At 68.0% G+C, this 25,815-nt stretch carries 25 protein-coding genes; 13 read left to right on the forward strand and 12 right to left on the reverse strand.

Features of this window, described 5'->3' with window-relative positions; genetic code table 11:
• Both ST3T6A_RS0108285 and ST3T6A_RS0108290 read right to left on the reverse strand, forming a co-directional pair.
• Nucleotides 1-425 (reverse strand): LysM peptidoglycan-binding domain-containing protein (locus ST3T6A_RS0108285; protein ID WP_019832450.1); only part of this gene is annotated, 425 nt, incomplete at its 3' end.
• On the reverse strand, nt 422-1,966 hold the full coding sequence (locus tag ST3T6A_RS0108290; RefSeq protein WP_019832451.1) for a putative bifunctional diguanylate cyclase/phosphodiesterase: 1,545 nt from the start codon (nt 1,964-1,966) through the stop codon (nt 422-424). The genes ST3T6A_RS0108285 and ST3T6A_RS0108290, both read right to left, overlap by 4 nt.
• A gap of 136 nt (nt 1,967-2,102) precedes the next feature.
• On the opposite strand from ST3T6A_RS0108290, the gene ST3T6A_RS0108295 reads away from it, so the two are divergent.
• Entirely contained in the window at nt 2,103-2,453 is a 351-nt protein-coding gene (locus ST3T6A_RS0108295) for a GFA family protein (protein WP_019832452.1), read from the forward strand.
• Here ST3T6A_RS0108295 and ST3T6A_RS0108300 read toward each other — a convergent pair.
• From ST3T6A_RS0108300 to otsB, 3 genes are read right to left on the reverse strand one after another with little or no spacing between them, the layout of a single operon-like run.
• On the reverse strand, nt 2,441-3,853 hold the full coding sequence (locus ST3T6A_RS0108300) for an alpha,alpha-trehalose-phosphate synthase (UDP-forming) (protein ID WP_019832453.1): 1,413 nt from the start codon (nt 3,851-3,853) through the stop codon (nt 2,441-2,443). The two genes, ST3T6A_RS0108295 and ST3T6A_RS0108300, sit on opposite strands and share 13 nt — an antisense overlap.
• A complete protein-coding gene (locus ST3T6A_RS0108305; protein ID WP_019832454.1) occupies nt 3,850-5,646 on the reverse strand; it encodes a glycoside hydrolase family 15 protein in 1,797 nt (598 codons plus the stop codon). The genes ST3T6A_RS0108300 and ST3T6A_RS0108305 overlap by 4 nt, the downstream gene beginning before the upstream one ends.
• A complete protein-coding gene (gene otsB / locus ST3T6A_RS19690) occupies nt 5,643-6,446 on the reverse strand; it encodes a trehalose-phosphatase (RefSeq protein ID WP_019832455.1) in 804 nt (267 codons plus the stop codon). Before otsB ends, ST3T6A_RS0108305 begins: the two co-directional genes overlap by 4 nt.
• Nucleotides 6,447-6,609: 163 nt before the next feature.
• On the opposite strand from otsB, the gene ST3T6A_RS0108315 reads away from it, so the two are divergent.
• The 6 genes from ST3T6A_RS0108315 (at nt 6,610) to ST3T6A_RS0108340 (ending at nt 11,714) form a co-directional block, all read left to right on the forward strand.
• Nucleotides 6,610-8,217 (forward strand): MFS transporter, encoded by a 1,608-nt coding sequence (locus ST3T6A_RS0108315; protein WP_051103424.1) that lies wholly within the window; start codon nt 6,610-6,612, stop codon nt 8,215-8,217.
• Nucleotides 8,218-8,245: 28 nt separating this feature from the next.
• Nucleotides 8,246-9,286, forward strand: a complete 1,041-nt coding sequence (alr, locus tag ST3T6A_RS0108320; RefSeq protein ID WP_019832457.1) for an alanine racemase — start codon at nt 8,246-8,248, stop codon at nt 9,284-9,286.
• Nucleotides 9,283-10,080 carry an MlaE family ABC transporter permease gene (locus tag ST3T6A_RS0108325; RefSeq protein ID WP_019832458.1) on the forward strand — a complete coding sequence of 266 codons (798 nt, stop codon included), beginning with the start codon at nt 9,283-9,285 and terminating at the stop codon, nt 10,078-10,080. Before alr ends, ST3T6A_RS0108325 begins: the two co-directional genes overlap by 4 nt.
• Complete coding sequence (locus tag ST3T6A_RS0108330; RefSeq protein WP_019832459.1) at nt 10,080-10,844, forward strand: ABC transporter ATP-binding protein; 765 nt, start codon at nt 10,080-10,082, stop codon at nt 10,842-10,844. Before ST3T6A_RS0108325 ends, ST3T6A_RS0108330 begins: the two co-directional genes overlap by 1 nt.
• An 11-nt stretch (nt 10,845-10,855) precedes the next feature.
• On the forward strand, nt 10,856-11,236 hold the full coding sequence (gene gloA2, locus ST3T6A_RS0108335; RefSeq protein ID WP_019832460.1) for an SMU1112c/YaeR family gloxylase I-like metalloprotein: 381 nt from the start codon (nt 10,856-10,858) through the stop codon (nt 11,234-11,236).
• A 112-nt stretch (nt 11,237-11,348) separates the two neighbouring features.
• Nucleotides 11,349-11,714 (forward strand): hypothetical protein, encoded by a 366-nt coding sequence (locus ST3T6A_RS0108340; RefSeq protein WP_019832461.1) that lies wholly within the window; start codon nt 11,349-11,351, stop codon nt 11,712-11,714.
• 68 nt (nt 11,715-11,782) lie between these two features.
• On the opposite strand, the gene ST3T6A_RS0108345 is transcribed toward ST3T6A_RS0108340, so the two are convergent.
• Both ST3T6A_RS0108345 and ST3T6A_RS0108350 read right to left on the reverse strand, forming a co-directional pair.
• Nucleotides 11,783-12,955: an acetyl-CoA C-acetyltransferase gene (locus tag ST3T6A_RS0108345; RefSeq protein WP_019832462.1), complete on the reverse strand. Its 1,173-nt coding sequence runs from the start codon at nt 12,953-12,955 to the stop codon at nt 11,783-11,785.
• A 36-nt stretch (nt 12,956-12,991) separates the two neighbouring features.
• The gene (locus ST3T6A_RS0108350; protein WP_019832463.1) at nt 12,992-13,984 is read right to left on the reverse strand and encodes an alpha/beta hydrolase; all 993 of its coding nucleotides are present in this window, start codon (nt 13,982-13,984) and stop codon (nt 12,992-12,994) included.
• Between the two features lie 103 nt (nt 13,985-14,087).
• Between ST3T6A_RS0108350 and phaR the strand changes: the two genes are divergently transcribed.
• Nucleotides 14,088-14,645 (forward strand): polyhydroxyalkanoate synthesis repressor PhaR, encoded by a 558-nt coding sequence (gene phaR / locus ST3T6A_RS0108355; protein ID WP_019832464.1) that lies wholly within the window; start codon nt 14,088-14,090, stop codon nt 14,643-14,645.
• A gap of 10 nt (nt 14,646-14,655) precedes the next feature.
• Here phaR and ST3T6A_RS0108360 read toward each other — a convergent pair whose 3' ends face one another.
• Nucleotides 14,656-16,350, reverse strand: coding sequence for an amidohydrolase family protein (locus tag ST3T6A_RS0108360; protein ID WP_019832465.1), 1,695 nt, complete (start codon nt 16,348-16,350; stop codon nt 14,656-14,658).
• On the reverse strand, nt 16,347-17,213 hold the full coding sequence (locus ST3T6A_RS0108365; RefSeq protein ID WP_019832466.1) for an NAD(P)-dependent oxidoreductase: 867 nt from the start codon (nt 17,211-17,213) through the stop codon (nt 16,347-16,349). The genes ST3T6A_RS0108360 and ST3T6A_RS0108365 overlap by 4 nt, the downstream gene beginning before the upstream one ends.
• A gap of 60 nt (nt 17,214-17,273) precedes the next feature.
• Between ST3T6A_RS0108365 and ST3T6A_RS0108370 the strand changes: the two genes are divergently transcribed.
• A complete protein-coding gene (locus ST3T6A_RS0108370; protein ID WP_026359540.1) occupies nt 17,274-18,527 on the forward strand; it encodes a threonine ammonia-lyase in 1,254 nt (417 codons plus the stop codon).
• 142 nt (nt 18,528-18,669) lie between these two features.
• Nucleotides 18,670-19,470 (forward strand): arginyltransferase, encoded by an 801-nt coding sequence (locus tag ST3T6A_RS0108375; protein ID WP_019832468.1) that lies wholly within the window; start codon nt 18,670-18,672, stop codon nt 19,468-19,470.
• Between the two features lie 30 nt (nt 19,471-19,500).
• Here ST3T6A_RS0108375 and ubiB read toward each other — a convergent pair whose 3' ends face one another.
• Nucleotides 19,501-21,030 carry a 2-polyprenylphenol 6-hydroxylase gene (gene ubiB, locus ST3T6A_RS0108380; RefSeq protein WP_019832469.1) on the reverse strand — a complete coding sequence of 510 codons (1,530 nt, stop codon included), beginning with the start codon at nt 21,028-21,030 and terminating at the stop codon, nt 19,501-19,503.
• 37 nt (nt 21,031-21,067) lie between these two features.
• Nucleotides 21,068-21,802, reverse strand: coding sequence for a class I SAM-dependent methyltransferase (locus ST3T6A_RS0108385; RefSeq protein WP_019832470.1), 735 nt, complete (start codon nt 21,800-21,802; stop codon nt 21,068-21,070).
• Between the two features lie 63 nt (nt 21,803-21,865).
• Between ST3T6A_RS0108385 and mutM the strand changes: the two genes are divergently transcribed.
• The 3 genes from mutM (at nt 21,866) to dnaA (ending at nt 24,920) form a co-directional block, all read left to right on the forward strand.
• A complete protein-coding gene (gene mutM / locus ST3T6A_RS0108390) occupies nt 21,866-22,678 on the forward strand; it encodes a bifunctional DNA-formamidopyrimidine glycosylase/DNA-(apurinic or apyrimidinic site) lyase (protein ID WP_019832471.1) in 813 nt (270 codons plus the stop codon).
• Nucleotides 22,679-22,804: 126 nt separating this feature from the next.
• Nucleotides 22,805-23,068 carry a 30S ribosomal protein S20 gene (gene rpsT / locus ST3T6A_RS0108395; protein WP_019832472.1) on the forward strand — a complete coding sequence of 88 codons (264 nt, stop codon included), beginning with the start codon at nt 22,805-22,807 and terminating at the stop codon, nt 23,066-23,068.
• A gap of 451 nt (nt 23,069-23,519) precedes the next feature.
• Nucleotides 23,520-24,920, forward strand: a complete 1,401-nt coding sequence (gene dnaA / locus ST3T6A_RS0108400) for a chromosomal replication initiator protein DnaA (RefSeq protein WP_051103427.1) — start codon at nt 23,520-23,522, stop codon at nt 24,918-24,920.
• Nucleotides 24,921-25,065: 145 nt separating this feature from the next.
• Here dnaA and ST3T6A_RS0108405 read toward each other — a convergent pair whose 3' ends face one another.
• Entirely contained in the window at nt 25,066-25,728 is a 663-nt protein-coding gene (locus ST3T6A_RS0108405) for a DUF4136 domain-containing protein (protein WP_019832474.1), read from the reverse strand.
• Between the last annotated feature and the right edge of the window lie 87 nt (nt 25,729-25,815).

The raw sequence follows: 25,815 nt of genomic DNA on the forward strand, positions 1-25,815 counted from the left end.
GTGCCGGGCGCCAGCTTCGCGGGCACCTTGATGTTGTTGTAGCGGGCGAGCTGGTAGAATTTCAGCCGGTTGCCGAGGAAGCGCTCGGCCAGCCCGATCATCGTTTCGCCGGGCTGGACCGCGCGCGTCTGGTAATTGGGGCCGAGCAGCTCCACCGGATCGCGATCGAGCGATTCCAGCAGGACATGCGCGTCGGGATCGTCGGGGCGGTGCTTCAGGATCGCCTGGAGCTTCTTGCGCGCGGCCACTTCCTTGCCCTGATTGAGCAGGGCGACGACGGCCTCCGTCTCCGCGGCGATCTTCGCCGCCGCTCTGGCCGCCGGCGTCTGCGGATGCGGCGCGCCGCCCGGCCCGCCGGCCGTGCAGGCGGCCAGCGCCAGCGCAGGCAGCAGAGCGATGCTCGGAGGCAGGCGGCGGAGGATCATGCACGGAGCCTTTCGGGCGGACCGGCCGCCAGCCGTTCGGATAGAAGCTCTTCGTCGCGGACGAAATCCCGGAACGCCGCGGCATCGAGCGGCGGCGCGAAATAATAGCCCTGAAAATGGATGCAGCCATGGCGGCGCAGCCACAGATATTCGCTGCGCCGTTCCACGCCCTCGGCCACCACGCGGATGCCGAGGCCCTTGCCCAGCGCCAGAATGGCGCGGCAGATCGCCTGGCTGTCGGTTCGCTGGTCCACGTCGGTGACGAACTCTCGATCGATCTTCATCTTGTCGAAGGCGATGCTGCGCAGCGTGCTGAAGCTCGAATAGCCGGTGCCGAAATCGTCGATGGCGATGGCCACGCCCAGCTCGCGCAGATGCTGGAACAGCCGCGCGCTATGCTCGACGTCGATCGCCGCCACCGTCTCGGTCAGCTCGATCTCCAGCGTGCCGGGGGAGAGCGAATGACGGGTCAGCGTCCGTTCGATCAGCCGGGCGAGGTCGATGCGGCCCAGTTGCCGGCCGGAGATGTTCACCGCCACGCGCAGGCCCGGCAGCCCATCCCGCTGCCAGTCGCGCGCTTCCCGGCACGCCCGGTTGAGCACCCAGAGGCCGACCTCGTCCGCCAGTTCCGACGCCTCCATGATCGGCACGAACTGCGAGGGGGGGATGTAGCCCTGCTCGCGGTGGTTCCAGCGCAGCAGCGCCTCTGCACCGAAGACGCGGCCGGCCTTCGCATCGATCAGCGGCTGGAAATGCAGCTCCAGCTCCTTGCGGTCGATGGCGCGGCGGAGATCCTGCTCCAGCTCGTAATGCTGGCGGGCGGCCTCGACGGGATCGGTATCCTCGCCCTCGCCGGACTGGCCGATACCCCCGATGGCACGCGCCAGCAGGATGTCCGGCCTGATGCCGTCCTGCGGCGCGCGGGCAGTGCCGATGCGGATTTCGGGGAGGATTTCGCGATCACCGTCGCGGATGGCGTCGCCCAGCGCATAGCCAAGCGCGTCGAGCTGGGCGAGGGCGGCCTCCGTGGTCCATCCCGCGTCGTACCAGATCGCCAGCCGCGAGCGGTCGACATGCGCGATCAGCCGGTCCTCGCCCAGCATCCGCCGTGCCCGTTCGACGATGACGGCGAAGGTCCGTTGCGCCAACTCGGGCTCGAAGACGCTGAGCTTCTTGAAATCCGCGAGCGTCACCACGCCGAGCAGGCCGCCCTCCTCGATCTCCTGCTCGATCCGCGCGGAGAGCGCCTCGCCTGTGGGCAGGCCGCTCATGGGAGGCGGCGGCTCGATGGGCGCGCGATCACAGACAAGCGGAGCCGCCTGCCGTGCACGCGCCAAGGTGCGCCGATCGATCAGGAGCACGCGGACGAAGCACCCCGCCGCCAGCACCGCCGCGACGCCGGCCAGCCACGGGCCTCGGCCTCCATCGCTCGCCAGCCGGGCGGACAGGGCGGACAGCAGCAGCCCCGCGCCGCAGGGCAGGGCCTGCCCCGTTGCGATGCCATGCCACCTTCCGCCGGCCGATCCCGCTACTCGCGCCACAGATCCTCGCAATGTTGAAGAAGTTCCATAGCATCGGCATCAGAAACAAGGGGTTAAGAGAGGTATGACGTTTGGAGGAGATGCCAGGGCATTTCCCGTCTAAGGGCATCCGCGCGAGGAAAGGCGGAGGTTGGGAATGATCGTGGAAGGCGGCTGCCATTGCGGGATGGTGCGGTTCGAGGTGCGGCTCGACGGGCCGGAGGTCGAACTGCTCGATTGCGATTGCTCGATCTGCCGGATGTCGGGCCATCTCCACCTGATCGTGCCGGATACGCGCTTCCGTCTGGTCGAGGGCATGGGCGAGACGACGACCTATCGCTTCGGCACCGGCAAGGCGCGGCATATCTTCTGCAAGCAATGCGGCATCAAGAGCTATTACCGCCCGCGTTCGCACCCGGAAGGCATCAGCATCAACTGGCACTGCCTCGACGAGGGCCATGGGCTGACAGCGAGGATCGTGCCGTTCGATGGCGTTTACCCCGCCTGAACCGGGCCGCTCTCGGCCTCGGCGGCGACATCCTCGCCCAGCAGCACGTCGGTGAAGCGGCGGCGCCACCAGAGCACGTCCTCGCGCTCCACCACGTCCATCAGCGCCCGCCATCGCCGGATGCGCTCCTCCTTGGGCATTCCGAGCGCGGTGACGATCGCGTCGGACATCTCCTCGGCGCTGTAGGGATTGACCAGCACCGCCTCCGACATCTGGAGCGCGGCGCCCGCGAAGCGGGAGAGGATCAGCACGCCGGGGTCTTCCGGGTCCTGCGCGGCCACATATTCCTTGGCGACGAGGTTCATGCCGTCGCGCAAGGGCGTGACGAGGCCGATCCGCGCCGCGCGATAGATGCCGGCCAGCACATGGCGCGGGAAGCCCTGGTTGACGTAGCGGATCGGCACCCAGTCGATATCGGCATAGGCGCCGTTGATCCGGCCCGAGAGCCCTTCGAGCTGGAGGCGGATGCGCTGATAGGTCTCGACGTCGCCGCGCGACGGCGGGGCGATCTGGAGGAGGAAGACCTCCTTGCGCTGCTCGGGATGGTCGATGAGGAAACGCTCATAGCCGTTGAAGCGCTCTTCCAGCCCCTTGGAATAATCGAGCCGGTCGACGCCGACGATCATGTCCCGCCCGTCCGCGCTGTCGCGCATCCGGCGATAGGTGAGCCGCGCGGCGGGGCTGGCGGCGGCCTCGACGAACTCGCGCGTGTCGATGCCGATCGGGCAGGCGATGGCGCGCACCTGCCGCTCGCCCAGATGGATCGTGCCGTCTTCCGCGAGCGTCGCGCCCATCTCGTGGACGGCGAAGTCGCGAAAGGCCTCCAGCCATTCCTCGGTGTGGAAGCCCACCACGTCATAGGCGAACATCGTCGCCACCAGCTCGATGGCACGGGGCAGCGAGGAGAGCAGCCGCCGCGGCGGCCAGGGGATGTGGAGGAAGAAGCCCATCCGGTTCCGGCAGCCGCGCTTGCGCAGCTCGGCCCCGAGCGGGATCATGTGATAATCCTGCACCCACACCACGTCGGCCGGCTCGATCAACGGGCGGATGGTGTCGGCGAAGCGTTCGTTGACGCGCTGGTATCCGTCCGCGAAGCCCCGCTCGAACTCGGCGAGATCGATGCGGTAGTGGAACAGCGGCCACAGCGTCCGGTTGGCATAGCCGTTGTAATATTCGTCGATATCCTGCTCTTCGAGATCGATGGTCGCGGTGGTGACACCTTCGCTGCGCTGGAAGTTGATCTGGCCGGTGAACTCGTCGGTCTGCTCGCCCGACCAGCCAAACCAGATGCCCCGATATTCGCGCAGTGCCGCCTGGAAGGCCACGGCGAGCCCCCCTTGCGCGCCGGACTGGCCCTTGGGCGCGGAGACTCGGTTGGAAATAACGATCAGACGATTCATCGGATGGCGGCCCAGGGTTTCGACAGAAGAACGGCGCAGTTGATCATGCCCACCAGCGAATAGGTCTGCGGATAGTTTCCCCAGAGTTCGCCAGTGGCGGGATCGATGTCTTCGGAGAGCAGGCCGGCGGTGGTGCGGCGCGCGAGCATCTCCTCGAACAGGCGGCGGGCATCCTCGGTGCGGCCGGTCTGGTAGAGCGCCTCGATCAGCCAGAAGGTGCAGACGTTGAAGGCCGATTTGGGCAGGCCGAAATCATCCTCGCTGTCGTAGCGCAGCATGTCGGTGCCGCGCCGGAGCCCCGTCTCCAGCGCATAGAGCGTCGCGCGGTAGCGGCGGTCCTGCGGCGAGAGGAAGCGCAGGTCGAGAAGTTGGATCAGGCTGGCGTCGAGACGATCGCCGTCGAAGGTGGCGGAGAGGCGCTGCGTCTCGGTGCGCCATGCCATGTCGACCACGGTGGCATGGATCTTGTCCGCGCGATCCTGCCAGAAATTGGCGCGGTCGGGCAGGCCCAGGCGGTGGGCGGCATTGGCCAGCCGGTCGCAGGCAGCCCAGCACATCGCGGCCGAATAGGTGTGGACCGACTGCCGGGTGCGCAACTCCCAGAGGCCGGCGTCGGGCTTGTCGTGCACCTCCCACGCGAGATCGCCGATCGCCTCCAGCGCGGTGAAGTCCTCCACGCCCGCCATGCGGAACAGCCGGCTGTCGAAGAAGGCCTGCACGTTGCACAGGACGATCTGGCCATAGGCGTCGTGCTGGACCTGCTCATAGGCCTGATTGCCGACGCGCACCGGCCCCTGGCCCCGGTAGCCGGCGAGGCCCTCCTCGATCCGCTCCTCCAGCTTCGCCTCGCCCAGCACGCCGTAGAGCGGCTGGATATGCCCGCCGCGCGAGCCTTCGACGATGTTGCGCAGATAGGTGAGGTAGCTTTCCAGCACGTCCAGCGCGCCGAGCCGGTTGAGCGCCTGCACCGTGTAATAGGCGTCGCGAATCCAGCAGTAGCGATAGTCCCAGTTCCGCCCGGAATCCTCATGCTCGGGGATCGACGTGGTCAGCGCCGCGACGATCGCGCCCGTCTCCTCATGCTGGCAAAGCTTGAGCGTGATCGCAGAGCGGATCACCACGTCCTGCCACTCGAAGGGTGTCGCAAGCCCGCGCACCCAGGCCTGCCATTCCACGGTCGTGTCGTGCAGCATCCGCTCGATGGCGGGGGCGAGGCCGGTCGAGAAGCTCTCGTCGGGGCCGAGGAAGAAATAGAGCGGATGCTCGACGCGGAAGACGCGTTCCTCGACGATATAGCCGATCGGCGCGTTGGTGGAGAGGCGCACCGCCTCGCGATCGAGGATGTAGCGGATGTGGTGCGAGCCGGCGGTGTGATCGACATCGCCGTTGCCCCATCCGCGCGTTGGGCGCAGTCGCACCCGGATGCGCGGGCTGCCCGCCACGGGGCGGACGACACGCACGAACGCCACCGGGCGGTAGACGCGCTCGTTGCTGGTGAAGCGCGGGCAGAAATCGATGATCTCCACCGCATTGCCCTGCTCGTCCTCATGGCGGGTGACGAGGATGGGGGTGTTGCGCAGATAGGCCTGATCGCTCTTCACGCAGCCTTCGAGGTCGATCGCCCAGACGCCCTTGGCCTCCGCGTCGCCGGCCTCCACGCCGGAGAGCAGCGAAGAGAAGACGGGCTCCCCGTCCACGCGCGGCAGGCAGGCCCACACCAGCCGCCCGGCGCGATCCACCAGCCCGGAAACCTGGCAATTGCCGATCGGCCAGAGATCGAGATTGGTGGTCATAGGGAACCTTCCGGTGCTGGATGAGCCGAAGATGTGCCGGCGATGCGGCCGAGCCAGTCGTGCACGGCCGCGACATCGGTGAGACGGTAGCGGGCCGCGGTCTGCCGCTCCCCGCCGCCGCCGACCAGTATGCCTGCGCCGCCGAGTGCCTCCGCCGCGACGAAGCCGGCCTCGTCGGTCAGGTCGTCGCCGAGGAAGAGGGGGCGGCTGCCCTCCATCGGCGGCTCGGCGAGGAAACGGCGCACGGCGTCGCCCTTGTTGGCGCCTGCGACGCGCAATTCGCACACCATCTTGCCATGCTGGACGGAGAAGCCCTGTTCATGTGCCACCCGCTCGGCCAGCGCGATGGCGTCTGGGCCGATGCCGGGCGCCTGCCGGTAGTGGAGCGCCACGCCGAACGGCTTGTCCTCCACGACGATGCCGGGATGCGCGTCCGCGAGGCGGCGGAAGGCGTCCACCGCGGCGGCGACCGCTCCGGGCGGGGCGGGGGCCTCGCACCGGCCGTCTGTCCAGCGCAGTTCGAGGCCGTGGCTGCCGGCGATGGCGAAGGGCGGCACGCTCTCCCCGGCATGGAGATAGGCGATGATCTCGTTGGCCGGGCGGCCGCTCACCACCGCGAGCCGGCCCTCCAGCCGCCGCGCCAGCGCCGCGATCAGCACGCGCAGCGAGGCGGGGACGACCACTGCATCGTGCCGATCCGCGATGTTCACCAAAGTACCATCGAAATCGAGAAAAAGGCTGATCCGTCCTTCGGCCAGATTGACGGGGACGGGGAGCAGTGAGGAGACGGATTCAGGCATCGGGTTCCGGCAAGGTGAGCGTCGCTGATGAGCAAACGCAGCACGGCAGGATCGTTCCGCCGCCGGACAGTTTTTTTCCGGTTCCGGTCGCGGCGGACGCGCGCCGATCCGCTTCCCGATCGGACACAAAGACCGTAGGGTTGCAGACAACAGGATGAAGAGGATGACAGGGGTGGCGACGGATACGGTCGAAATCGAGGAGGGCGCCGCCATCGGAGCGGCGCGCGCGCGGCTGGTGATCGCGGCTTCCTCGGTCGGCACCATCTTCGAATGGTATGATTTCTTCATCTACGGCACGCTGGCGCCGATCATCGGCCGGCTGTTCTTCCCGGCGGGGAACGAGACGGCGCAGTTCCTGCTGGCGCTGGCCTCCTTCGGGGTGGGCTTCGGCGTGCGTCCGCTGGGCGCTGCGCTGTTCGGCTATCTGGGCGACCGGCTGGGCCGCAAATACACCTTCCTCGTCACGGTCGCGGTGATGGGTCTCGCCACCGCCGGCGTGGGCCTGGTGCCCACTTATGCGCAGATCGGCATCGCCGCGCCGGCGATCCTGATCGCGCTGCGCATCGCGCAGGGGCTGGCGCTGGGCGGCGAATATGGCGGCGCGACCGTCTATGTCGCCGAGCACGCACCCCGCCACAAACGCGGCTTCTACACGAGCTTCATCCAGGCGAGCGTGATCGGCGGCTTCCTGCTGAGCCTGATCGTCGTGCTTTCCTCGCAGGCGAGCGTGACCAGGGAGGTGTGGGATAGCTGGGGCTGGCGCATTCCCTTCCTCTTCTCGCTGCTGCTGCTCGTGGTGTCGCTGTGGATGCGCCTGCGCCTGCATGAGAGCCCGGTGTTCCAGGCGATGAAGGCCGCCGGACGCGTGTCCGGCAACCCGCTGAAGGAGAGCTTCTCCAGCCTCGCCAATTTCAAGCTCATCATCGTCACCATGCTGGGCATCGCCGCCGGCCTGACGGTGATCTGGTACACGGCGCAGTTCGGCGCGCTCTATTTCCTCCAGAACGCGCAGCGCCTCGACGACATGTGGACGCGCATCCTGATCGGCATCGGTGCGGTCATCAGTCTGGGATGGTTCATCCTGTTCGGCACGCTGAGCGACCGGATCGGGCGCAAGCCGTCGATCGTGCTGGGCTATGGGCTGACGCTCATCCTGCTCTTCCCGCTGTTCCATGCGCTCGCCTCGGCGGCGAACCCCGGCATGGCGGAGGCGGCGCGGCGCGCGCCGGTGATCGTCTCGGGCCCGCATTGCGCCTACAACCCCTTCGCCTCGGGGCAGCAGCGCGACGAATGCGGCCAGATCCTCGATCATCTGGCGAGCAAGGGCGTGATCTACACCAAGATGCGCACCCCCGGCATCGCGCTGGTGGTCGGCGGCAGGCCGGTGGCGGATCGGTCTCCGGCGGGCATCGACAAGGCGCTGATGGCCGCCGGCTGGTCGGTCGAGAAGGTGAAGCCCACGATCGGCGGCGCGGTGGTGATCGTGCTGGTGGTGGCGGCGCTCGGCATGCTTTCGGGCATGACCTACGGGCCGGTGGCGGCCTTGCTGGCGGAGCTGTTCCCCGCGCGCATCCGCTATAGCTCGATGTCGATCCCCTATCATGTCGGCACTGGCTATTTCGGTGGATTCCTGCCGTTCATCAGCCAGTATATCGTCGCACGGTCGGGCAATCCCTTCGCCGGTCTGTGGTACACCTTCGCGGTGGTGGCGATGGCGCTGATCGTGACGATCTTCTGGGTGCCCGAGACGGTGGGCGCCGATCTCGACTAGCCGCTCCGCCCCCGCTATCGCCGCCCGCGTGTCTGACTCTGCTCTTCCCGCCCTGCGCCTGACCGTCGACGGCGATGCGCTCGCCGCCAACTGGCGCTGGTTGCGCGCCCAAGGCGGGGCGGCCGCCTGCGGCGCCGCGGTGAAAGCCGACGGCTACGGCCTTGGCGCGCGCGAAGTGGTCGCCCGGCTGGCACGCGAGGGTTGCCGCGATTTCTTCGTGTCGAGCTGGGCCGAGGCGGTGAAGCTCGGCCGGATGCCCGAAGGCACGACCCTCTCCGTCCTCCACGGCGTGCGCGAGGCCGATATGGCGCCTGCGCGCGCCGGTTTCGCCCGGCCGGTGCTGAACTCGCCCGAGCAGGTCGCGCGGTGGAAGGCGGCGGGCGGGGGCGTGTGCGATGTGATGATCGACACGGGCATGAACCGCCTCGGCCTGCGCCCCGATCAGATCGGCCTGCTCGACGGCCTCGCCATCGAGACCGTGATGAGCCATCTCGCCTGCGCCGACGAACCGGATCATCCGCTCAACGAAGCCCAGCGCGCCCGCTTCGCCGAGGTGGCGGCCGGGGTGCCAGCGCAGCGGCTGAGCCTCGCCAATTCGGCGGGCGTCTGCATGGGGCCGGACTATGGCTTCGATCTCACGCGCCCCGGCCTCGGCCTTTATGGCGGCGTGCCGCGCGCCGAGGCTCAGGGGCATGTCCGCCCCGTCGCGCTGGTCGAGGCCGAGCTGATCCAGCACCGCACCGTGCCTGCCGGCGAGACGGTGGGCTATGGCGCGACCTGGACGGCGCCCCGCGACAGCCGCATCGCGATCCTCAACATCGGCTATGCCGACGGCTATCTGCGCGGCTTCTCCAATGTCGGGCGGGTGCGCGCGGGCGATGCCTGGCTGCCCGTCGTCGGCCGCGTTTCCATGGACCTTCTGGCGGTCGATGCGACCGGCCATGACGTGGGCGAGGGGGACTGGCTCGCGCTCGATCCCGATCTTCCCGAGGCAGCCCGCCGCTCGGGTCTGTCGCAATATGAGTTGCTGACAGGCCTCGGCCGCCGCTATCAGCGCCGGTGGACATGATAAAAGCCATCCCCGCTTTCCCCCTTCTTGCCTTCGCCGCGGTCGGGCGCCTCATCGTGGGGCTGCTCGCGATGGTCGGCCGGGTGACGAAGTTCGCGCTCACCACGATCGTGCGCGCGGTGACGCCGCCTTACTATCCGGCGCGCCTGTTCGCGCAGATCATGGAGATCGGTTGGTTCTCGCTCCCCGTCGTCGGGCTGACCGCGATCTTCACGGGCTCGGCGCTGGCGCAGCAGATCTACACCGGCGGCTCGCGCTTCAACGCGTCCTCCACCGTGCCCGCGATTGTCGTGTTCGGCATGGTGCGCGAGCTGGGGCCGGTGCTCGTCGGCCTGATGGTGGCGGGCCGCGTCGCCTCGGCGATGGCGGCGGAACTGGGGACTATGCGCGTCACCGAGCAGCTCGACGCGCTCGCGACGCTGCGCACCGACGGCTATCGCTATCTGATCGCGCCGCGTCTGGTGGCGGCGGTGCTGGCGCTGCCGGTGATGGTGCTGATCGCCAACTCGATCGGGATCATGGGCGGCTATCTGCTGTCGATCTACAAGCTGGGCTTCAATCCGGCCTCCTATCTCGCCACCACGCGCCAGTTCCTGGAGTGGGACGATATCCGGATGGCGGTCGTGAAGGCCGCCGTGTTCGGCTTCATCATCGCTCTCATGGGCTGCTATAACGGCCTGCACACGCGCGGCGGCGCAGCCGGCGTGGGCAAGGCGACCACCGACGCGGTGGTCTCGTCCTTCGTGCTGATCCTGTTTTCGGATCTGGTCATCACCATCGTGGCGTTCGGCTGATGGCGACGGGCATGCTCCCCAAGATCAAGCTCACCGACGTGGTGAAGCGCTTTGGCGAGAAGACCGTGCTCGACGGGGTGAACCTCTCGGTCGAGCCCGGTGAATCGGTGGCGATCATCGGCGGCTCGGGCACGGGCAAGTCGGTGACGCTGAAGTGCATTCTGGCGCTGCTCATCCCGGACAGCGGATCGATCGAGGTCGACGGGCAGGAGATCGTCGGCGCGCGCGCGAGCGAGATCGCGAAGATCCGTTCCAAGTTCGGGATGCTCTTCCAGGGCGGCGCGCTGTTCGACTCGATGCCCGTGTGGCGCAACGTCACTTTCGGCCTCACGCAGGGCCGGATGCGCGAGCCCGCCCGGATGCGCCGCATCGCCGAGGAGAATCTCGAGCGGGTCGGGCTGGGCAAGGACATCCTGAACCTCCGCCCCAACGAGCTGTCCGGCGGCATGCAGAAGCGCGTGGCGCTGGCCCGCGCGATCGCGCCGCGTCCGGAGATCATCTTCTTCGACGAGCCGACCACAGGCCTCGATCCGATCCGCGCGGACATGATCAACGATCTCATCACGAGCCTCGTGAAGGATCTGGGCGTGACCGCGCTCACCATCACCCACGACATGAGTTCGGCCCGCAAGATCGCGGACCGGGTGGCGATGCTCTATAACGGCCGCATCATCTGGCACGGCCCGCGCGATCGCCTCTATGACAGCGGCAATCCCTATGTGGACCAGTTCGTCCAGGGGCGGGCGGACGGCCCGATCCGCTGAGGACGCCGGCGATGTTCGATCACATCCACCATGTCGCGATCATCGCGTCGGACTATGCGCGGTCCAAGGCTTTCTACACAGGCGTGCTGGGCCTGCCGGTGATCGCCGAGGCCTATCGCGCCGAGCGGGATAGCTGGAAGCTCGACCTGAAGCTCGGCGATGCGCAGATCGAGCTGTTCTCCTTTCCCGATCCGCCGGCCCGCGTCTCGCGGCCGGAAGCGTGCGGCTTGCGGCATCTCGCTCTGTCGGTCGCCGATCTGGATGCGGCGGTGGCCCATCTGACGGCGCATGGCGTCGCCTGCGAGGCCGTTCGCGTGGACGAATATACCGGCCGCCGCTTCACCTTCTTCGCGGACCCGGACGGCCTGCCGCTGGAGCTTTACGAGCGCTAAGCGCCGCTCCGGCGGGCGCGACGATTTCTCCCGCAATTTCAATGCTGCAATCCGCAGGCTGCATTTCGGAACCAACGAACGCGCCGGAGTGACAGTATCAAAGGACGGGAGAATGGCTGCGGAGCCAGCGGGCGCCCTGCGGAAACGCGTGATTGCCGCCTGTGTCGAGATCATGGGATGCCCGGCCGAGCATTGCGAGCGCGTCGTCGGCCCGATCGAGATCGTGCCGCGCGGCTGGACGATCCGATCGTTCAACGGCGATCCGACGGACAACATGATCGCCCGTCAGGTGGTCGATCTCATGTCCCGCATCTGGGAATGCGCGCCGGATTCCCGGATGTCCGCCCGCGAGGCCAGCGACTCCGCCGTCGCGGAGACCCGTTCCCCGGATCATGAGGACCGGCGTCTGTTCTGGTCCGATGCCGATGCCCTTCAGGCGATGGGGAGGCCGTCCATGAAAGAGGAAAGCCGCGGCTAGGCGGCTTCCGCTGGAGAGCCAGCGCGCGGAGCCCTTTCAGACCCGCGTGCTGACCCTGATTCAAGCGCTCAGCGCTCCACGCAGAGCGCGATGCCCATGCCGCCGCCGATGCAGAGCGTGGCGAGGCCCTTCTTGGCGTCGCGCTTCTCCATCTCGTAGATCAGCGTGGTGAGAATGCGCGCGCCGGACGCGCCGATCGGGTGGCCGATGGCGATCGCGCCGCCGTTGACGTTCACCTTCTCGGCCGGAAGCCCCAGCTCCTGACAGACCGACATCGCCTGCGAGGCGAAAGCCTCGTTGGCTTCGATCAGGTCGAGATCGTCGATGGTCCAGCCGGCCTTCTCCAGCGCCTTCTTCGTCGCGGTGACGGGGCCGATGCCCATGATCGCCGGATCGACGCCGGTCGACGCCCAGCTCTTCACCCTGGCCAGCACCTTGGAGCCGCGCTTCGCCGCTTCCTCGGCCGACATCAGCACCAGCGCGGCCGCGCCGTCATTGAGGCCGGAGGCGTTCGCGGCGGTCACCGTGCCGTCCTTCTTGAAGGCGGGCTTCAGCTTCTCCATCGCCTCGATGGTCGCGCCGTCGCGGATATATTCGTCATTCTCGACGATCGTGTCGCCCTTGCGGCCCTTGACCGTGACGGGGACGATCTCGTCCTTGAAGCGGCCCGAGGCGCGGGCGTGCTCGGCCTTGTTCTGGCTGGCGACCGAGAACTTGTCCTGATCGGCGCGGCTGATCTGGTACTTCTCGGCGAGGTTCTCGGCGGTGATGCCCATGTGGTAATTGTTGAAGGCGTCCCACAGGCCGTCGACGATCATCGTGTCGACCATGGTGAGGTTGCCCATCTTGGTGCCGCCGCGCATGTTCTGCGCGTGCGGCGCGAGCGACATGCTCTCCTGTCCGCCCGCGACCATGATCGAGGCGTCGCCGTTGGAGATCGCCTGCGCCGCCAGCGCCACTGCGCGCAGGCCCGAGCCGCACACCTGGTTGACGCCCCACGCCGGCACTTCCTTGGGGATGCCCGCCGCGATCGAGGCCTGGCGCGCCGGGTTCTGGCCCTGCGCCGCCGTCAGCACCTGGCCGAGGATGACTTCGGAAACCTCCTCACCGGAGACGCCGGCCTGCGCCAGTGCCGCCTCGATGGCGACGCGGCCAAGCTCGTGCGCCGGCGTCGAGCCGAACGCGCCGAGGAAGCTGCCCACGGGGGTGCGCTTCGCCGCGGTGATGACGACGTCAGTCATGAATCAAAACTCCTGCTGGGACTGCATGGAACCTTATCAGGCCATATGGGGACGTGTCAGCCATTCGGCCAGCGTTTGCCACAGCGTGGCGCGCGCTCGCCCGCCGACGACCATGCCGACATGTCCTTGCGCCAATGTGACGCGCGTCCCCGCTCCCGTGGCGCTGGCCGCGGGGACGATGCGGTCGGTCGTGGAGATGATGTCGAGCAGCGGGCAGGCGAGCGCCGCCGGATCGACCGTCCGTCCGCCGACCGTCCAGCGTCCTTCGCCCGGATCGTCGCGGCCGAACATGGCCTCGGCCAGCTCCTGCCCGGCGGCGGGGGTGAGGGGAGCGCCGTCATTGGCCCAGTCCTCCAGCGCGACGAAGCGGCGGATCGCGTCGGGCGAGCGCTCGCTTTGTCCGAAGGCGACGAACTTCTCGACCGTGCGGCGCGGATCGAGCCGCCAGAAGGCCGCCTGCAGTGCCTCGACGGGGAGAAGCCCCATCGCCTGCGCGGTGGGGCGGGCCTGTTCCCAGATGTCGGCCATGCCGGCCCTCGCTTCGTCCGGGAAGCCCGAGAAACGCCACGGCGTTGCGATCAGCGCCAGCGCGGCGGGCGGGCGGATCGTCGCGGCGGCGAGCGCCATCGTGCCGCCGAGGCAATAACCCGCCATCGCCGCATCGCGGCCGGCCGTCTCCAGCAGGGGCAGCAGGAGCGTCTCGACATGGCCGGCGATGCCGAGCCCCGCCTCGCCGGGCGAGGGCTCGCCCCAGTCGACCAGCAGCGGCCTGAGCCCCTGCGTCGAAAGCCAGCGCAGCATCGAGACGTCGGGCAGCAGGTCCAGCACATGCGGCGGGTTGATCAGCGAGGGCACGAAGACCACCGGCCGCCCCTCGCCGCCATAATCGAGCAGCGTCGCGCGTCCCGCCCGTGCGATGGCGGGCATGGGCGCGGGGCGCGGCGCGCGCGGCGCGGCCTGATAGGCGCGCAGGCCATGGAGCGCAGCGGCCATCTTGTCGGGGTCGTGCCCGGTTTCGCTGCGCAGCATGGCGAGAAAGAGGGGCAGGGGCCTCGGCCTGTGTTGCGATGCGGAATGATTTGATGTTAGCGTATCTTGGCTCGGCGGCGTGCCGGGGGGAGAAGGACGAGTCATGGCGAAGTCAGCTTCCGGGTCCGATACGGTCATCATCAAGAAATACGCGAACCGCCGGCTCTATAACACCGAGACGTCGAGCTACATCACGCTGGACCATCTCGCCGCGATGACGCGCGAAGGGCGCGACTTCAAGGTTCTCGATGCCCGCAGCGACGAGGATATCACGCACTCGGTCCTCACCCAGATCATCATGGACGAGGAAACGCGCGGACAGACCTTGCTGCCGGTGAATTTCCTCCGCCAGCTCATCGCGCTCTATGGCGATTCGATGCAGTCGATGGTGCCGCAATATCTCGAAGCCTCGATGGAGGCGTTCCGCCGCAACCAGCAGCAGTTCCGCTCGGCCATGGAAGGCGCCTTCTCGGGCGGCCCCTTCGCCGAGATCGCCAAGCGCAACATGGCGATGTTCGAGGCCGCCGCCGACGCCTTCAAGCCGGGCGCCAAGCCCGCCGCGCCGGCCGGCGAGGAAGCGCCCGCCAAGGACGACGAACTGACGGCGCTCAAGGCCCAGCTCGCCAGCCTTCAGGACAAGATCGACAAGATGGGGAAGTAAGGGGCTCCCCTTACTTCTTCACCCACACGCGCTGACCGCCGATCCAGGTTTCCTGGACCTGCGTGGTGCGAATGGCCTGCGGATCGGTGGTCGTCAGCGGGTCGCGATCGACCAGCACGAAGTCGGCCATATGGCCGGGCTCCAGCGAGCCGAGCCGGTCCTCCGCCTTCGCCGCATAGGCCGCGCCCGTGGTGAAGGCCGCGAGCGCCTGCGGCATGGTGATCTTCTCGGCCGGTTGCCAGCCGCCCGGCGGCAGGCCCTCGGCATCCTCACGGCTGACGGCGGCGGCGAGGCCGGGGAAGGGGTTGGGGCTCTCGACCGGATAGTCCGACCCGAAGGCGAGCGGCACATGCTCGGCCTCCATCGTCGCCCAGGCATAGCTGCCCTTGAGGCGCTCGGGGCCTAGCCGGGCCTCGGCCATCTTCCAGTCGCTCGTCTCGTGCGTCGGCTGCATCGAGGCGACGATGCCGTTCCTCGCGAAGCGCGGCAGATCGGCCGGATCGACGATCTGGGCATGCTCGATCCGCCAGCGGCGATCGCCCTTGTAGGTCTCGGCCAGTTCCTCGTAGGCGCCGAGCACCTGCGCGTTGGCCGCGTCGCCGATGGCGTGGACGGCGATCTGGAAGCCGTCCATCGCAGCGCGGCTCATCAGGTTCTTGAGCTTGGTGTCGTCGAGGAACTGGAGGCCGCGCGTGTCGGGCTTGTCGGCATAAGGCTGCTTGAGCCATGCGCCCCGCGAGCCGAGCGCGCCGTCCGCGAAGAGCTTGACGCCGATCATCCTGAGATGCCCGTCATAGAGCCACGGCGTCGGCCCGGTGCCTGCCACCGACAGCGCGGTGTCGACGCCCAACCCATAGCTCACGATCCGCACGCGGAGTTGCCCGGCGTCGCCCGCACGGCGCAGGACGTTCCAGTCGTCCGCGCTGGTACCCATGTCGCAGGTGGCGGTGATGCCGAAGCTGAGCAGCGCTTCCTGCGCCTTGCGGAAGGCCTCGTCGCGCTCCAGTGGCGCGGGGCCGGGGACGGCGCGGAGGATGAGGTCTTTCGCGGCATCGACGAAGACGCCGGTCGGCTTGCCCTTCGCGTCGCGCTCGATCCGGCCGCCGGCGGGGTCCTTGGTGGAGGCCGTGATCCCCGCCGCCGCCATCGCCGCCGTATTGGCGAGCAGCGCATGGCCGTCGACGCGGGTGAGGACGACGGGGCGATCCTTCACCGCCAGATCGATGTCGGCGGCGGTCGGGAAGCGGCCGAGGCCCCATTTTTCCTGATTCCAGCCGAAGCCCTGCACCCATGCCGGCTGCGGATGGCTGGCGGCATAGTTCGCCACCTTGGTCTGCGCGTCGGCGAGGCTGGTGGTGCCTGAGAGATCGACATGGGTGAGCTGGAAGCCCAGCTCCATCACATGGCCATGCGCATCGATCAGGCCGGGGAGCAAGGTGCGCCCCTTGCCGTCGAGCTTGAAGTCCAGCCATTCGGGCCGCTTGTCGTTCGGCTGGAGCAGCTTCGAGACCTTGCCGTCCTTGCCGATCAGCAGGCCGGTGAAATGCTCGATCTGCCCGTCCTTGCCGACGGTGTAGCCGTTCACATTGTCGAGCAGCCCGCCGACGGTGGGCGGGGCGGGGGCATAGGCCTGCGGCTGCTTCTTTGCCGCGGCGGGGCTCGCCAGCGCTGCGAGGGCCGCCAGCGCGGCGAGCGTGGCCCTCACCGGGGCAGCCGTCGGACCAGCGAGGAGGTATCCTGCCGGCCGCCGCCCATCGTCTGCACCTCGGCATAGAACTGGTCGACCAGGGCCGCCACCGGCAGCGTCGCGCCGTTGGCCCGAGCCTCCTCCAGCGCGAGGCCGAGATCCTTGCGCATCCAGTCCACCGCGAAGCCGAAGTCGAACTCGTCCTTCGCCATCGTCCCCCAGCGGTTGACCATCTGCCAGCTCGACGCGGCTCCGCCCGAGACGGCCTCGAAGGTGCGGTCGAGATCGAGATCGGCCGCCTGCGCGAAGCGGAGCGCTTCGGAGAGGCCCTGCACCACGCCGGCGATGGCGATCTGGTTCACCATCTTGGCGGTCTGCCCCGCACCGGATTTGCCGATATGGACCATCCGCGAGGCATAGGCCTGCATTAGCGGCTGGGCGGCCTCGAACGCCGCCCGGGAGCCGCCGCACATGATCGCGAGCGTGCCGTTCTCGGCCCCCGCCTGCCCGCCCGAGACGGGCGCGTCGAGCACCAGCAGCCCGTGATCCTTGCCCTCGACGCCGAGCTGGCGGGCGATGCGGGCGGAGACGGTGGTGTGATCGACGAATAGCGCGCCCGCCTTCATCGCGCGGAAGGCGCCCTTCGGCCCGAGCGTCACCTCGGCCAGATCGTCGTCGGTGCCGACGCAGGAGAAGACCGCGTCCGCGCCCTCCGCTGCTTCCGCCGCGCTGGCCGCCATCCGGCCGCCATGGGCCGCGACCCAGGCTTCGGCCTTGGCCGCGCTGCGATTGTAGACGGTGAGGTCGTGGCCTTCGGCCGCGAGGTGACGAGCCATCGGGGCGCCCATCACGCCCAGCCCGAGATATGCCAGTTTCGCCATAGGGCCGCGGGCATAACGCACCTTTCTTGCCGCCGCCAGATGGTCTAGGCGGGCTCTATTATGGCAACGCTTGAAGCAACCGCACGTCGCCCCGAGGATCACCCCGTCGTCACCATGACGGACATTCGGATCGCGCACGAGCGCATTGCTCCCAGCATCGTTCGCACGCCGACGCTCTATTCGAAGACGCTCTCCGCGCTGACGGGCGCCAATGTCTGGCTCAAGTTCGAGAATCTCCAGTTCACCGCCGCCTACAAGGAGCGCGGCGCGCTCAACAAGCTGCTCCAGCTCACCGACGAGGAGAAGGCGCGCGGCGTGATCGCGGCCTCGGCCGGCAACCATGCGCAGGGCCTCGCCTATCATGGCGCGCGGCTCGGCATCCCCGTCACGATCGTGATGCCCAAGCCCACGCCCACCGTGAAGGTGCAGCAGACCGAGGGCCATGGCGCCGAGGTGATCCAGACCGGCGAGCGCTTCGACGACGCGCAGGCGACGGCCTATGAGATCGCCGCCCAGCGCGGGCTCACCTTCGTCCACCCGTTCGACGACCCGGCGATCATCGCGGGGCAGGGGACGGTCGCGGTCGAGATGCTGGAGGATGTCCCCCAGATCGACACGCTGGCGATCCCGATCGGCGGCGGCGGGCTCATCTCGGGCTGCGCCACGGCGGCGCGCGCGATTCGTGCGGACATCGACGTGGTCGGCGTGCAGGCGGAGCTTTATCCGTCGATGTATGCCGAGCTGAACCATGTCGATCTGCCCTGCGAAGGCGACACGCTGGCGGAAGGCATCGCGGTCAAGCGGCCGGGCAACATCACCCGCGAGATCGTGCGCGCGCTGATCCGCGACGTGGTGCTCGTCTCCGAGCGCGGGCTGGAGGAGGCGGTGTCGCTGCTGCTCCAGATCGAGAAGACGGTGGTGGAGGGCGCTGGCGCGGCCGGGCTCGCGGCGCTGATGGCGCATCCGCAGCGCTTCGCGGGGCGCAATGTCGGCCTGGTGCTGACCGGCGGCAATATCGACACGCGCCTGCTCGCCAATGTGCTGCTGCGCGATCTGGCCCGATCGGGCCGGCTCGCGCGCCTGCGCATCCGGCTTCAGGATCGCCCGGGCGCGCTGTTCAACGTCGCGCGGGTGTTCGACGAGCAGCAGGTGAACATCATCGAGATCTACCACCAGCGCGTCTTCACCACGCTGCCGGCCAAGGGACTCATCACCGATATCGAGTGCGAGACTCGCGATTCCCGGCATCTCGATCGGCTGGTCAAGGCGCTGACGGACCACGGCTATGAGGTCAGCCGCGTCGAGCTTGCCTGACCAAAATGACCCGCTTTGGCGTGAATCGTCGCGAAACGGGCCGTTAACTTTCTTTTAACGGCTCGTGACTCTTCCGCGCAGGCGGCACTTGCCTCATATAAGGTTCAGGAACTTTGTCTGGGACGAGAGGACGGCCAGGACGGTGAGTGCACCCTTCCGTTTCCCGCGATTCTTCGTGACGACGCCGAGCCCGTGCCCCTATCTGCCGGGCCGGACCGAGCGGAAGGTGTTCACCGAGCTTTCCGGTCCGCACGCGAGCGAGCTGAACGACGCGCTGGGCCGGATCGGCTTCCGGCGCTCGCAGTCGGTCGCCTATCGCCCGAGCTGCCAGGGCTGCTCGGCCTGCGTCTCGATCCGCGTCGTGGCGGACGATTTCGCGCCCAACGCCACCCAGCGCCGGCTGATGCGCCGCCATGCGGACCTCGTCGTCACCGCCTGCAAGCCGTGGACGACGGAAGAGCAGTTCGATCTGCTGCGCCGCTATCTGGGCGCGCGCCACCCCGGCGGCGGCATGGCGGACATGGATGAGTTCGACTTCGCCGACATGGTGGAGCAGACGCCGGTCAAGAGCTTCGTCATCGAATATCGCGAGCCCAGCGGCGAGGATGGCCGCCCCGGCCGGCTGATCGGCGCCTGCCTGACCGACCAGCAGGGCGACGGGCTGTCGATGATCTACAGCTTCTTCGAGCCCGATCATGCCGAGCGCCATGGCCTCGGCACCTACATCATCCTCGACCATATCCGCCGCGCGGCGGCGGCGAAGCTGCCTTATGTCTATCTGGGCTATTGGGTCGATGGCTCGGCGCGGATGCAGTACAAGACGCGCTTCCGCCCCGTGGAGCGGCTCACCGCCGCCGGCTGGCAGCGCTTCGACCCGCCGGAGCCGAGCCCCGTGCCGGCCGGCCGCGAGCCGCTGCCGTCGAAGGAAGTGCCGATCGGCTGATCCGATTGGATAAGGCCGGGATGTCCCGGCCTACATCCACCACATCGCGAACGCGCCGGCTGCCGCCGACAGGATCGCCACGGCGGCATAGCGCCAGCCGGAGCCCCCCGTCACGAGCGGCACGTCCGGCAGCGGCGGAGGCGGCGGGGCGGCTCCCGGCTTCGGGAAGGCGCGCTCGACGCGGTCCAGCAGGTCCGGCATCCGGCGGAGCAGGCGGCCGAAGTCGAGCAGGCGGTCGGCGATGGCGGCTTCCGGCCCCAGCTCGCCGCGCAGCCATTCGCGCACGAAGGGGGCGGCGACCTCCCACATGTTGATGTCGGGATCGAGGCTGGTCGCCACGCCCTCCACCATCACCATCGTTTTCTGGAGAAGCAGGAGGTGCGGCTGGGTCGGCATGTCGAAGTCGCGGGTGATCGCGAACAGGCCGTCGAGCATCTGCCCGATCGAGATGTCCTTGACCGGGAGGCCGCGGATCGGCTCGCCCACGGCCCGGAGCGCCGTCGCGAACTCGGCGAGGTTGTGGTGGGCGGGGACGTAGCCGGCCTCGAAATGGATCTCGGCGACGCGGGCATAGTTGCCGGTGATGAGGCCGTGGAGGATTTCCGCCAGCCACAGTCGCGCCTGACGGTTGATCCGGCCCATGATGCCGAAGTCGATGGCCGCCAGCCGCCCGTCTTCCAGCGCGAACAGATTGCCCTGATGGAGATCGGCGTGGAAGAAGCCCTCCGCGATCGCCTGCCGCAGGAAGACGCGGACCAGCGTGCCGGCCAGCGCCTTGGGGTCATGCCCCGCCTCGATCAGGGCGGTGCGGTCGGAGAGCTTGATGCCGTCCAGCCATTCGAGCGTCAGCACCCGGCGCGCGGTGCGCTGCCAGTCGATCGTGGGGACGTGGAAGCCGGGTTCGGCCTCCATCGCGCGGCCCAGTTCGGACGCGGAGGCAGCCTCGCGGCGCAGGTCCAGCTCGCGCGCCGTCCACTGCTTGAAGGTGGCGACGACGAGGCGGGGGCGCAGGCGCGCCAGCTCGCCGGCCATCGCCTCGGCCTGCGCGGCGGCCCACTCATAGGTCTCGGTCGCGCGGGCGAACTCGTCCTCGACGCCGGGGCGCAGCACCTTGACCGCGACCTGCCGTCCGTCAGTCGTCACCGCGCGGTGGACCTGCGCGATGGAGGCGGCGCCGACCGGCACCTCCTCGATGCTCTGGAACAGCTCCGCGATCGGCCGGCCCAGCGACTGCTCGATCGACGCCTTGATGAGCGGGAAGGGGACCGGCGGCAGCGCGTCCTGCAAGCGATAGAGATCGAGCGCCGCCGCCTCGCCGACCAGATCGGGCCGCGTGGCGAGCGCCTGCCCGAACTTGATCGCGGCCGGGCCGATCGCCTCCAGCGCGTCGGCATAGCGCGGCTGCTCGGGCACGCGCGCGCCGAAGCGGGCGATGCGGACGAGACGGCGCAGCGGCGTGGGCGTCAGCGGATCGCGCTCGATGCCGGTCAGCGCGCCATGGCGGGCGAGCGTGCGCCCCCAGCGGAAGAGGCGCCAGAGATGCGTGGCGGTGCCGGTCATCGCGTCACGCGGCCGTCATGGAGGGCATGGCGCAAGATCAGATCTTCCAGCCGCTGTGGATCGCGACGAGGCCGCCGAGGATCGGCTCGACCTTGGTGTTCACGAAGCCGGCCTCGCCGATCATGCGCTTGAAGGTCGGCATGTCGGGGAAGCGGCGGATCGATTCGATCAGATAGCGATAGCTGTCCTCGTCATGCGCGATCAGCTTGCCGACCTTGGGCACGATCTTGTGCGAATAGGCGTCATAGACTTCCTTGAAGCCCGGCCAGGTCGTGGTCGAGAACTCCAGGCAGTAGAAGCGCCCGCCGCGCTTCAGCACGCGATACGCCTCGCGGAGCGCCTTGGGGATGTCCGTCACGTTACGGATGCCAAACGCGATGGTGTAGGCGTCGAACTCCTTGTCACCGAAGGTTAGCGTCTCGGCGTTCTGCTCGCTCCAGATCAGGCCTTCGATGCCCTTCTTCTGCCCGCGCTCCATGCCGACCGCGAGCATGTGCGGATTGATGTCCGACACCGTCACATCGGCGCCGCGGCGCGCCATGCGGAAGGCGATGTCGCCGGTGCCGCCCGCCATGTCGAGGATGGCTTCACCCTGGCGCGGCTTCACCTGACCGACGAAATGATCCTTCCACAGGCGGTGGAGGCCGCCCGACATCGCATCGTTCATGATGTCGTAGCGCTTGGCCACGCGCTGGAAGACGTCGCCGACCATGCGCGTCTTCTCTTCGGGGGCTACCTCCGTGTAGCCGAACGATACGGTGTCGCTGCTCATGGGCTCGCGCTTAGCCCAAGCCTTGCCGCCCAAGCAATTCGATCCTAGCTCTCCTGTCACAATATGCCTGAGCTTCCCGAAGTCGAAACCACCGTGCGAGGCCTCGCGACCGTGCTGGACGGCCGCCGCCTCACCCTCGTCGAGCCGCGCCGTGCGGATTTGCGCCGGGCCTTTCCGCCCGATCTGCGCCAGCGCCTGACCGGCGCGCGGGTCACGGGGCTGGGGCGGCGCGCCAAATATGGCCTGATCGATACGGACCGGGGTGACACGATGGTGTTCCATCTCGGGATGTCAGGAAAATGGCGGATCGACCCTGAGGCGCTGGGCACGCACGACCATCTCGTGCTGGAGACGGACGAGGCGCGGCGCCTGTCGCTCGCTGACCCGCGCCGGTTCGGCTCGGTCGATCTGGTGCCCACCGATGCTCTGGAGCAATGGCCCGCCTTCGCCGCGATGGGGCCGGAGCCGCTCGGCCCGGACTTCCACGCCGCCGCGTTGGCGCGGGCGCTGGAGGGCCGCGTGGCGCCGATCAAGGCAATGCTGCTCGATCAGCGGATCGTGGCGGGACTCGGCAATATCTATGTGTGCGAGGCGCTCCATATGTCCGGCATCGCGCCCACGCGAGAGGCCGGGCGGATCACGAAGCCCCGACTGGAGCGTCTGGTCGACGCGATTCGGGAGGTGCTCGCCGCCGCGATCGAGGCAGGGGGATCGACGCTGCGCGACTATGCCCGGCCGGACGGCGAGCTTGGCTATTTCTCGCACCAGTTCCGCGTCTACGGGCGGGAAGGGGAATCCTGCCCCTGCGGCGGGACGGTCGTCCGGCGGGTCGACAGCGGCCGCTCGACCTTCCATTGCCCCCGCTGTCAGCGCTAGGAAGGGCTCAGGACGGGCATTTGCCCAAAGGCGTTGACGAAACGACGCTTCTTGCGTAGAGGGCACGCCTTCCCGGCTCGGCTGTGCCCGCGCCGCCAATCCATTTGAGCAGGTTCGAGGACACACATGGCGAACACGCCGCAGGCCAAAAAGCGCATCCGTCGTAACGAGCGCCGTAACGAGATCAACGGCGCGCGCGTCAGCCGCATCCGCACCTTCATCAAGAAGGTCGAAGCGGCGATCGTCGCGGGCGACAAGGATGTGGCCGCGGCCGCGCTGAAGCTCGCCCAGCCCGAGATGCAGCGTGGCGTGTCCAAGGGCGTTCTCCACAAGAACACCGTCGCGCGGAAGTTTTCGCGCCTGACGAAGGCGGTCGCCGCGCTCGGCTGATCGCTGTAATATTACACCTTCGTCTTTAAAGGCCCGTCGATCATCCGATCGGCGGGCTTTTTGCATGACGTTCATGTGACAAGCAGAAGTCGGCCTCAATGCACGATTCGCGAGGCATGCCTCTCGACGCGAAAATGTAACATATTGATTATGCGGCATTAACTACGCCGTTTCCCCGAAATGGGCGGGTTTGCGTGTCAAGGCGGTATATTTCACCCTCGTGACGTTTGTGGGCCTTGATTGGGAGGGCGCCGCCTCCCTAAAACGATCTTCCCGGCAGCGTCGAATCAGTTCGGTCGGCGTGAAGGGGGACAATTTTGTAATCGAGCCATTCGAGGCCGGCGGGCGGGGGCGCCTCCGGTGACGGTATAGCTTTGTCTGCGGCGAACCGCTTGTACCAGCGGGGGACGGGGGAGGTTGCGTGAATCAGGCTATCGGCACGATCGGGATGATGACTGGCCAGCACGACGATCCGATCGAGCTGGCCTGGGAATCGATCCGTGCCGGCCTGCGCCGCGATTGCGGAGCGCGCACGTTCGACAACTGGCTGAAGCCGGCTCGCCTCGCGGGCTTCGATGACGAGGACGGCACCGTCCGCGTCGCGCTCCCGTCCGAGTTCATGGCGAACTGGGTCGACACCCATTATTCCGAGCGCCTGCTCCATGCCTGGCGCGCGCATCTGCCCCAGGTTCGCCGCGTGGTGGTGCTGGCCGGCAGCGAGGCGCCCAAGCCGGTGCTGTTCGCGATCGACCCGGCGGAGCCCGCCGAGGCGGCGATCGTCGAGGGTGCCCCGGCCGAGGCCGACGAGGCGGAAGCCGGCGGCATCGAGGGCATCCAGCTCGAGGCGCGCTACACCTTCGACAGCTTCGTGATCGGCAAGCCCAACGAGGTGGCCTACAACGCCGCCCGCACGGTCGCCGAGGGCGGGGCGCTCACCTTCAATCCGCTGTTCCTCCACGGCAGCACCGGGCTGGGCAAGACCCACCTGATGCACGCCATGGGCCATGAATATCGCCGCCGGCATCCGCGATCGAAGATCGTCTACATGTCGGCTGAAAAGTTCATGTTCGAGTTCGTCAGTGCGTTGCGTGCCAAGAACACCCACGGGTTCAAGCAGCGTCTGCGTTCCGCCGACCTCCTGATGATCGACGACGTCCAGTTCATCGCGGGCAAGGATTCCACCCAGGAGGAATTCTTCCACACGATGAACGAGATCATCTCGGCCGGTAAACGGCTGGTGATCACCGCCGACCGCAGCCCCCAGGACTTGGAAGGCATCGAGAGCCGTATTCTCTCGCGCCTCTCCTGGGGCCTTGTGGCGGACGTCAATCCGGCCGACTTCGAGTTGCGCCTCAACATCATCGCGCGCAAGCTGGAGACGATGCCGCACGTCAACGTGCCGCAGGAGGTGCAGCTCTTCCTCGCCAAGCGGATCGCGTCCAACGTCCGCGAACTGGAAGGCGCGCTGAACCGCGTCGTGGCGTATGCGATGCTGTCGAACCGTCCCATCGACATCGCCTTCGTCGAGGAGACGTTGACGGACGTGCTGCGCGCCCACCAGCGCCGCATCACGATCGACGAGATCCAGCGCAAGGTGTCGGACCATTACCGCATTCGCCAGTCGGAGATGACATCCGCGCGCCGCGCGCGCGAGGTCGCCCGTCCGCGCCAGATCGCGATGTATCTCGCCAAGCAGCTCACCCCGCGTTCGCTGCCCGAGATCGGCCGTCGCTTCGGCGGGCGCGATCACACCACGGTCATCCATGCCGTCCGCCAGATCGAGAAGCTCCGCAAGGCGGATGCCGAACTCGACGCCGACGTGCGCCTGCTGCTTCGCCAACTGGAGGCCTGAGCTAAGTTTCCCGGTGGGGGAGGGCAACCTCTCCCAGCTCTGAACCCTCTCCCTTCGGGGAGAGGGTTTTTTGTTGGGCCGGTGGCCCGCGCATAAAGAAAAGGGCGCCGGAGGAGCCCTCCGACGCCCTTGTTCCGTCGCGAACTCAGCCCTTCTGCTTGGGCTTGTTCGGGATCGTGATGCGGATGTCCTGCCCCGAATTGCCGGGGAAGCCGGTGAACATCGCGTCGATCAGGTTGGGCACGATCTGCGTCAGGTCGTCCGTCGCCGAGTGGGCGCGGGCGCGACCCTCGAACAGGCGCTTGCCGTCGGCGCCCGTGATCGTCATGCCGAGGAAGCTCGAATAGATGGTGTAGCTCTCGACGTCCGGGCAGCTACCCCAGAAGGGATCGCCCCAGCCATAGCCCCAGCCGCGGCCACCCCAGCCCCAGCCGCCCCAACCACGGCCCCAGCCACCCCAGCCGCCATAACCGCCCCAGCCGCAGTTGAAGCTGGGGGTGGTGGTGACCTTCTGCTGGCCATGGTCGACGCCGTAACCGACCTGCACGATCAGATCGGCCGGCGAATCCGATACGGCCGGGCGATAGCCGAGCTGAGTCAGATGCGCCGCGACCTTGTCGGCATAGGTGGCGAATTCCAGCCCGCCGCGATTCCGTGCCTCGGTGGGCTCGACGCGGAAGGTCTGCCCCTGCGGCGCCGGCAGGCGCTGGAAGCGCGAGACGTTGGCAGTGAAGTTGCTCGCGCAGCCGCTCATGGTGAGCAGGGCAAGGGGAGCGGCGAAACCGAGCAGCGCGCGTTTGATGTTCATGGTCGACCTCTTGGCGGAGAAAACCGCATTACCGGGGCGTGACGGCCACTCCTCCGCCAAGCGTGCTGAATATGCGTTGAACGTATT

It is taken from the genome of Sphingomonas sp. PR090111-T3T-6A (genome assembly GCF_000383095.1).
Taxonomy (GTDB): Bacteria; Pseudomonadota; Alphaproteobacteria; order Sphingomonadales; family Sphingomonadaceae; genus Solisphingomonas.

Coding starts and splice junctions, on each gene's coding strand:
- ST3T6A_RS0108295 (WP_019832452.1), top strand. CDS start 2,103: ATGATCGTGGAAGGCGGCTGCCATTGCGGGATGGTGCGGTTCGAGGTG.
- ST3T6A_RS0108300 (WP_019832453.1), bottom strand. CDS start 3,853: ATGAATCGTCTGATCGTTATTTCCAACCGAGTCTCCGCGCCCAAGGGC.
- ST3T6A_RS0108305 (WP_019832454.1), bottom strand. CDS start 5,646: ATGACCACCAATCTCGATCTCTGGCCGATCGGCAATTGCCAGGTTTCC.
- otsB (WP_019832455.1), bottom strand. CDS start 6,446: ATGCCTGAATCCGTCTCCTCACTGCTCCCCGTCCCCGTCAATCTGGCC.
- ST3T6A_RS0108315 (WP_051103424.1), top strand. CDS start 6,610: ATGACAGGGGTGGCGACGGATACGGTCGAAATCGAGGAGGGCGCCGCC.
- ST3T6A_RS0108325 (WP_019832458.1), top strand. CDS start 9,283: ATGATAAAAGCCATCCCCGCTTTCCCCCTTCTTGCCTTCGCCGCGGTC.
- ST3T6A_RS0108330 (WP_019832459.1), top strand. CDS start 10,080: ATGGCGACGGGCATGCTCCCCAAGATCAAGCTCACCGACGTGGTGAAG.
- gloA2 (WP_019832460.1), top strand. CDS start 10,856: ATGTTCGATCACATCCACCATGTCGCGATCATCGCGTCGGACTATGCG.
- ST3T6A_RS0108340 (WP_019832461.1), top strand. CDS start 11,349: ATGGCTGCGGAGCCAGCGGGCGCCCTGCGGAAACGCGTGATTGCCGCC.
- ST3T6A_RS0108345 (WP_019832462.1), bottom strand. CDS start 12,955: ATGACTGACGTCGTCATCACCGCGGCGAAGCGCACCCCCGTGGGCAGC.
- ST3T6A_RS0108350 (WP_019832463.1), bottom strand. CDS start 13,984: ATGCTGCGCAGCGAAACCGGGCACGACCCCGACAAGATGGCCGCTGCG.
- phaR (WP_019832464.1), top strand. CDS start 14,088: ATGGCGAAGTCAGCTTCCGGGTCCGATACGGTCATCATCAAGAAATAC.
- ST3T6A_RS0108365 (WP_019832466.1), bottom strand. CDS start 17,213: ATGGCGAAACTGGCATATCTCGGGCTGGGCGTGATGGGCGCCCCGATG.
- ST3T6A_RS0108370 (WP_026359540.1), top strand. CDS start 17,274: ATGGCAACGCTTGAAGCAACCGCACGTCGCCCCGAGGATCACCCCGTC.
- ubiB (WP_019832469.1), bottom strand. CDS start 21,030: ATGACCGGCACCGCCACGCATCTCTGGCGCCTCTTCCGCTGGGGGCGC.
- ST3T6A_RS0108385 (WP_019832470.1), bottom strand. CDS start 21,802: ATGAGCAGCGACACCGTATCGTTCGGCTACACGGAGGTAGCCCCCGAA.
- mutM (WP_019832471.1), top strand. CDS start 21,866: ATGCCTGAGCTTCCCGAAGTCGAAACCACCGTGCGAGGCCTCGCGACC.
- rpsT (WP_019832472.1), top strand. CDS start 22,805: ATGGCGAACACGCCGCAGGCCAAAAAGCGCATCCGTCGTAACGAGCGC.
- dnaA (WP_051103427.1), top strand. CDS start 23,520: ATGACTGGCCAGCACGACGATCCGATCGAGCTGGCCTGGGAATCGATC.
- ST3T6A_RS0108405 (WP_019832474.1), bottom strand. CDS start 25,728: ATGAACATCAAACGCGCGCTGCTCGGTTTCGCCGCTCCCCTTGCCCTG.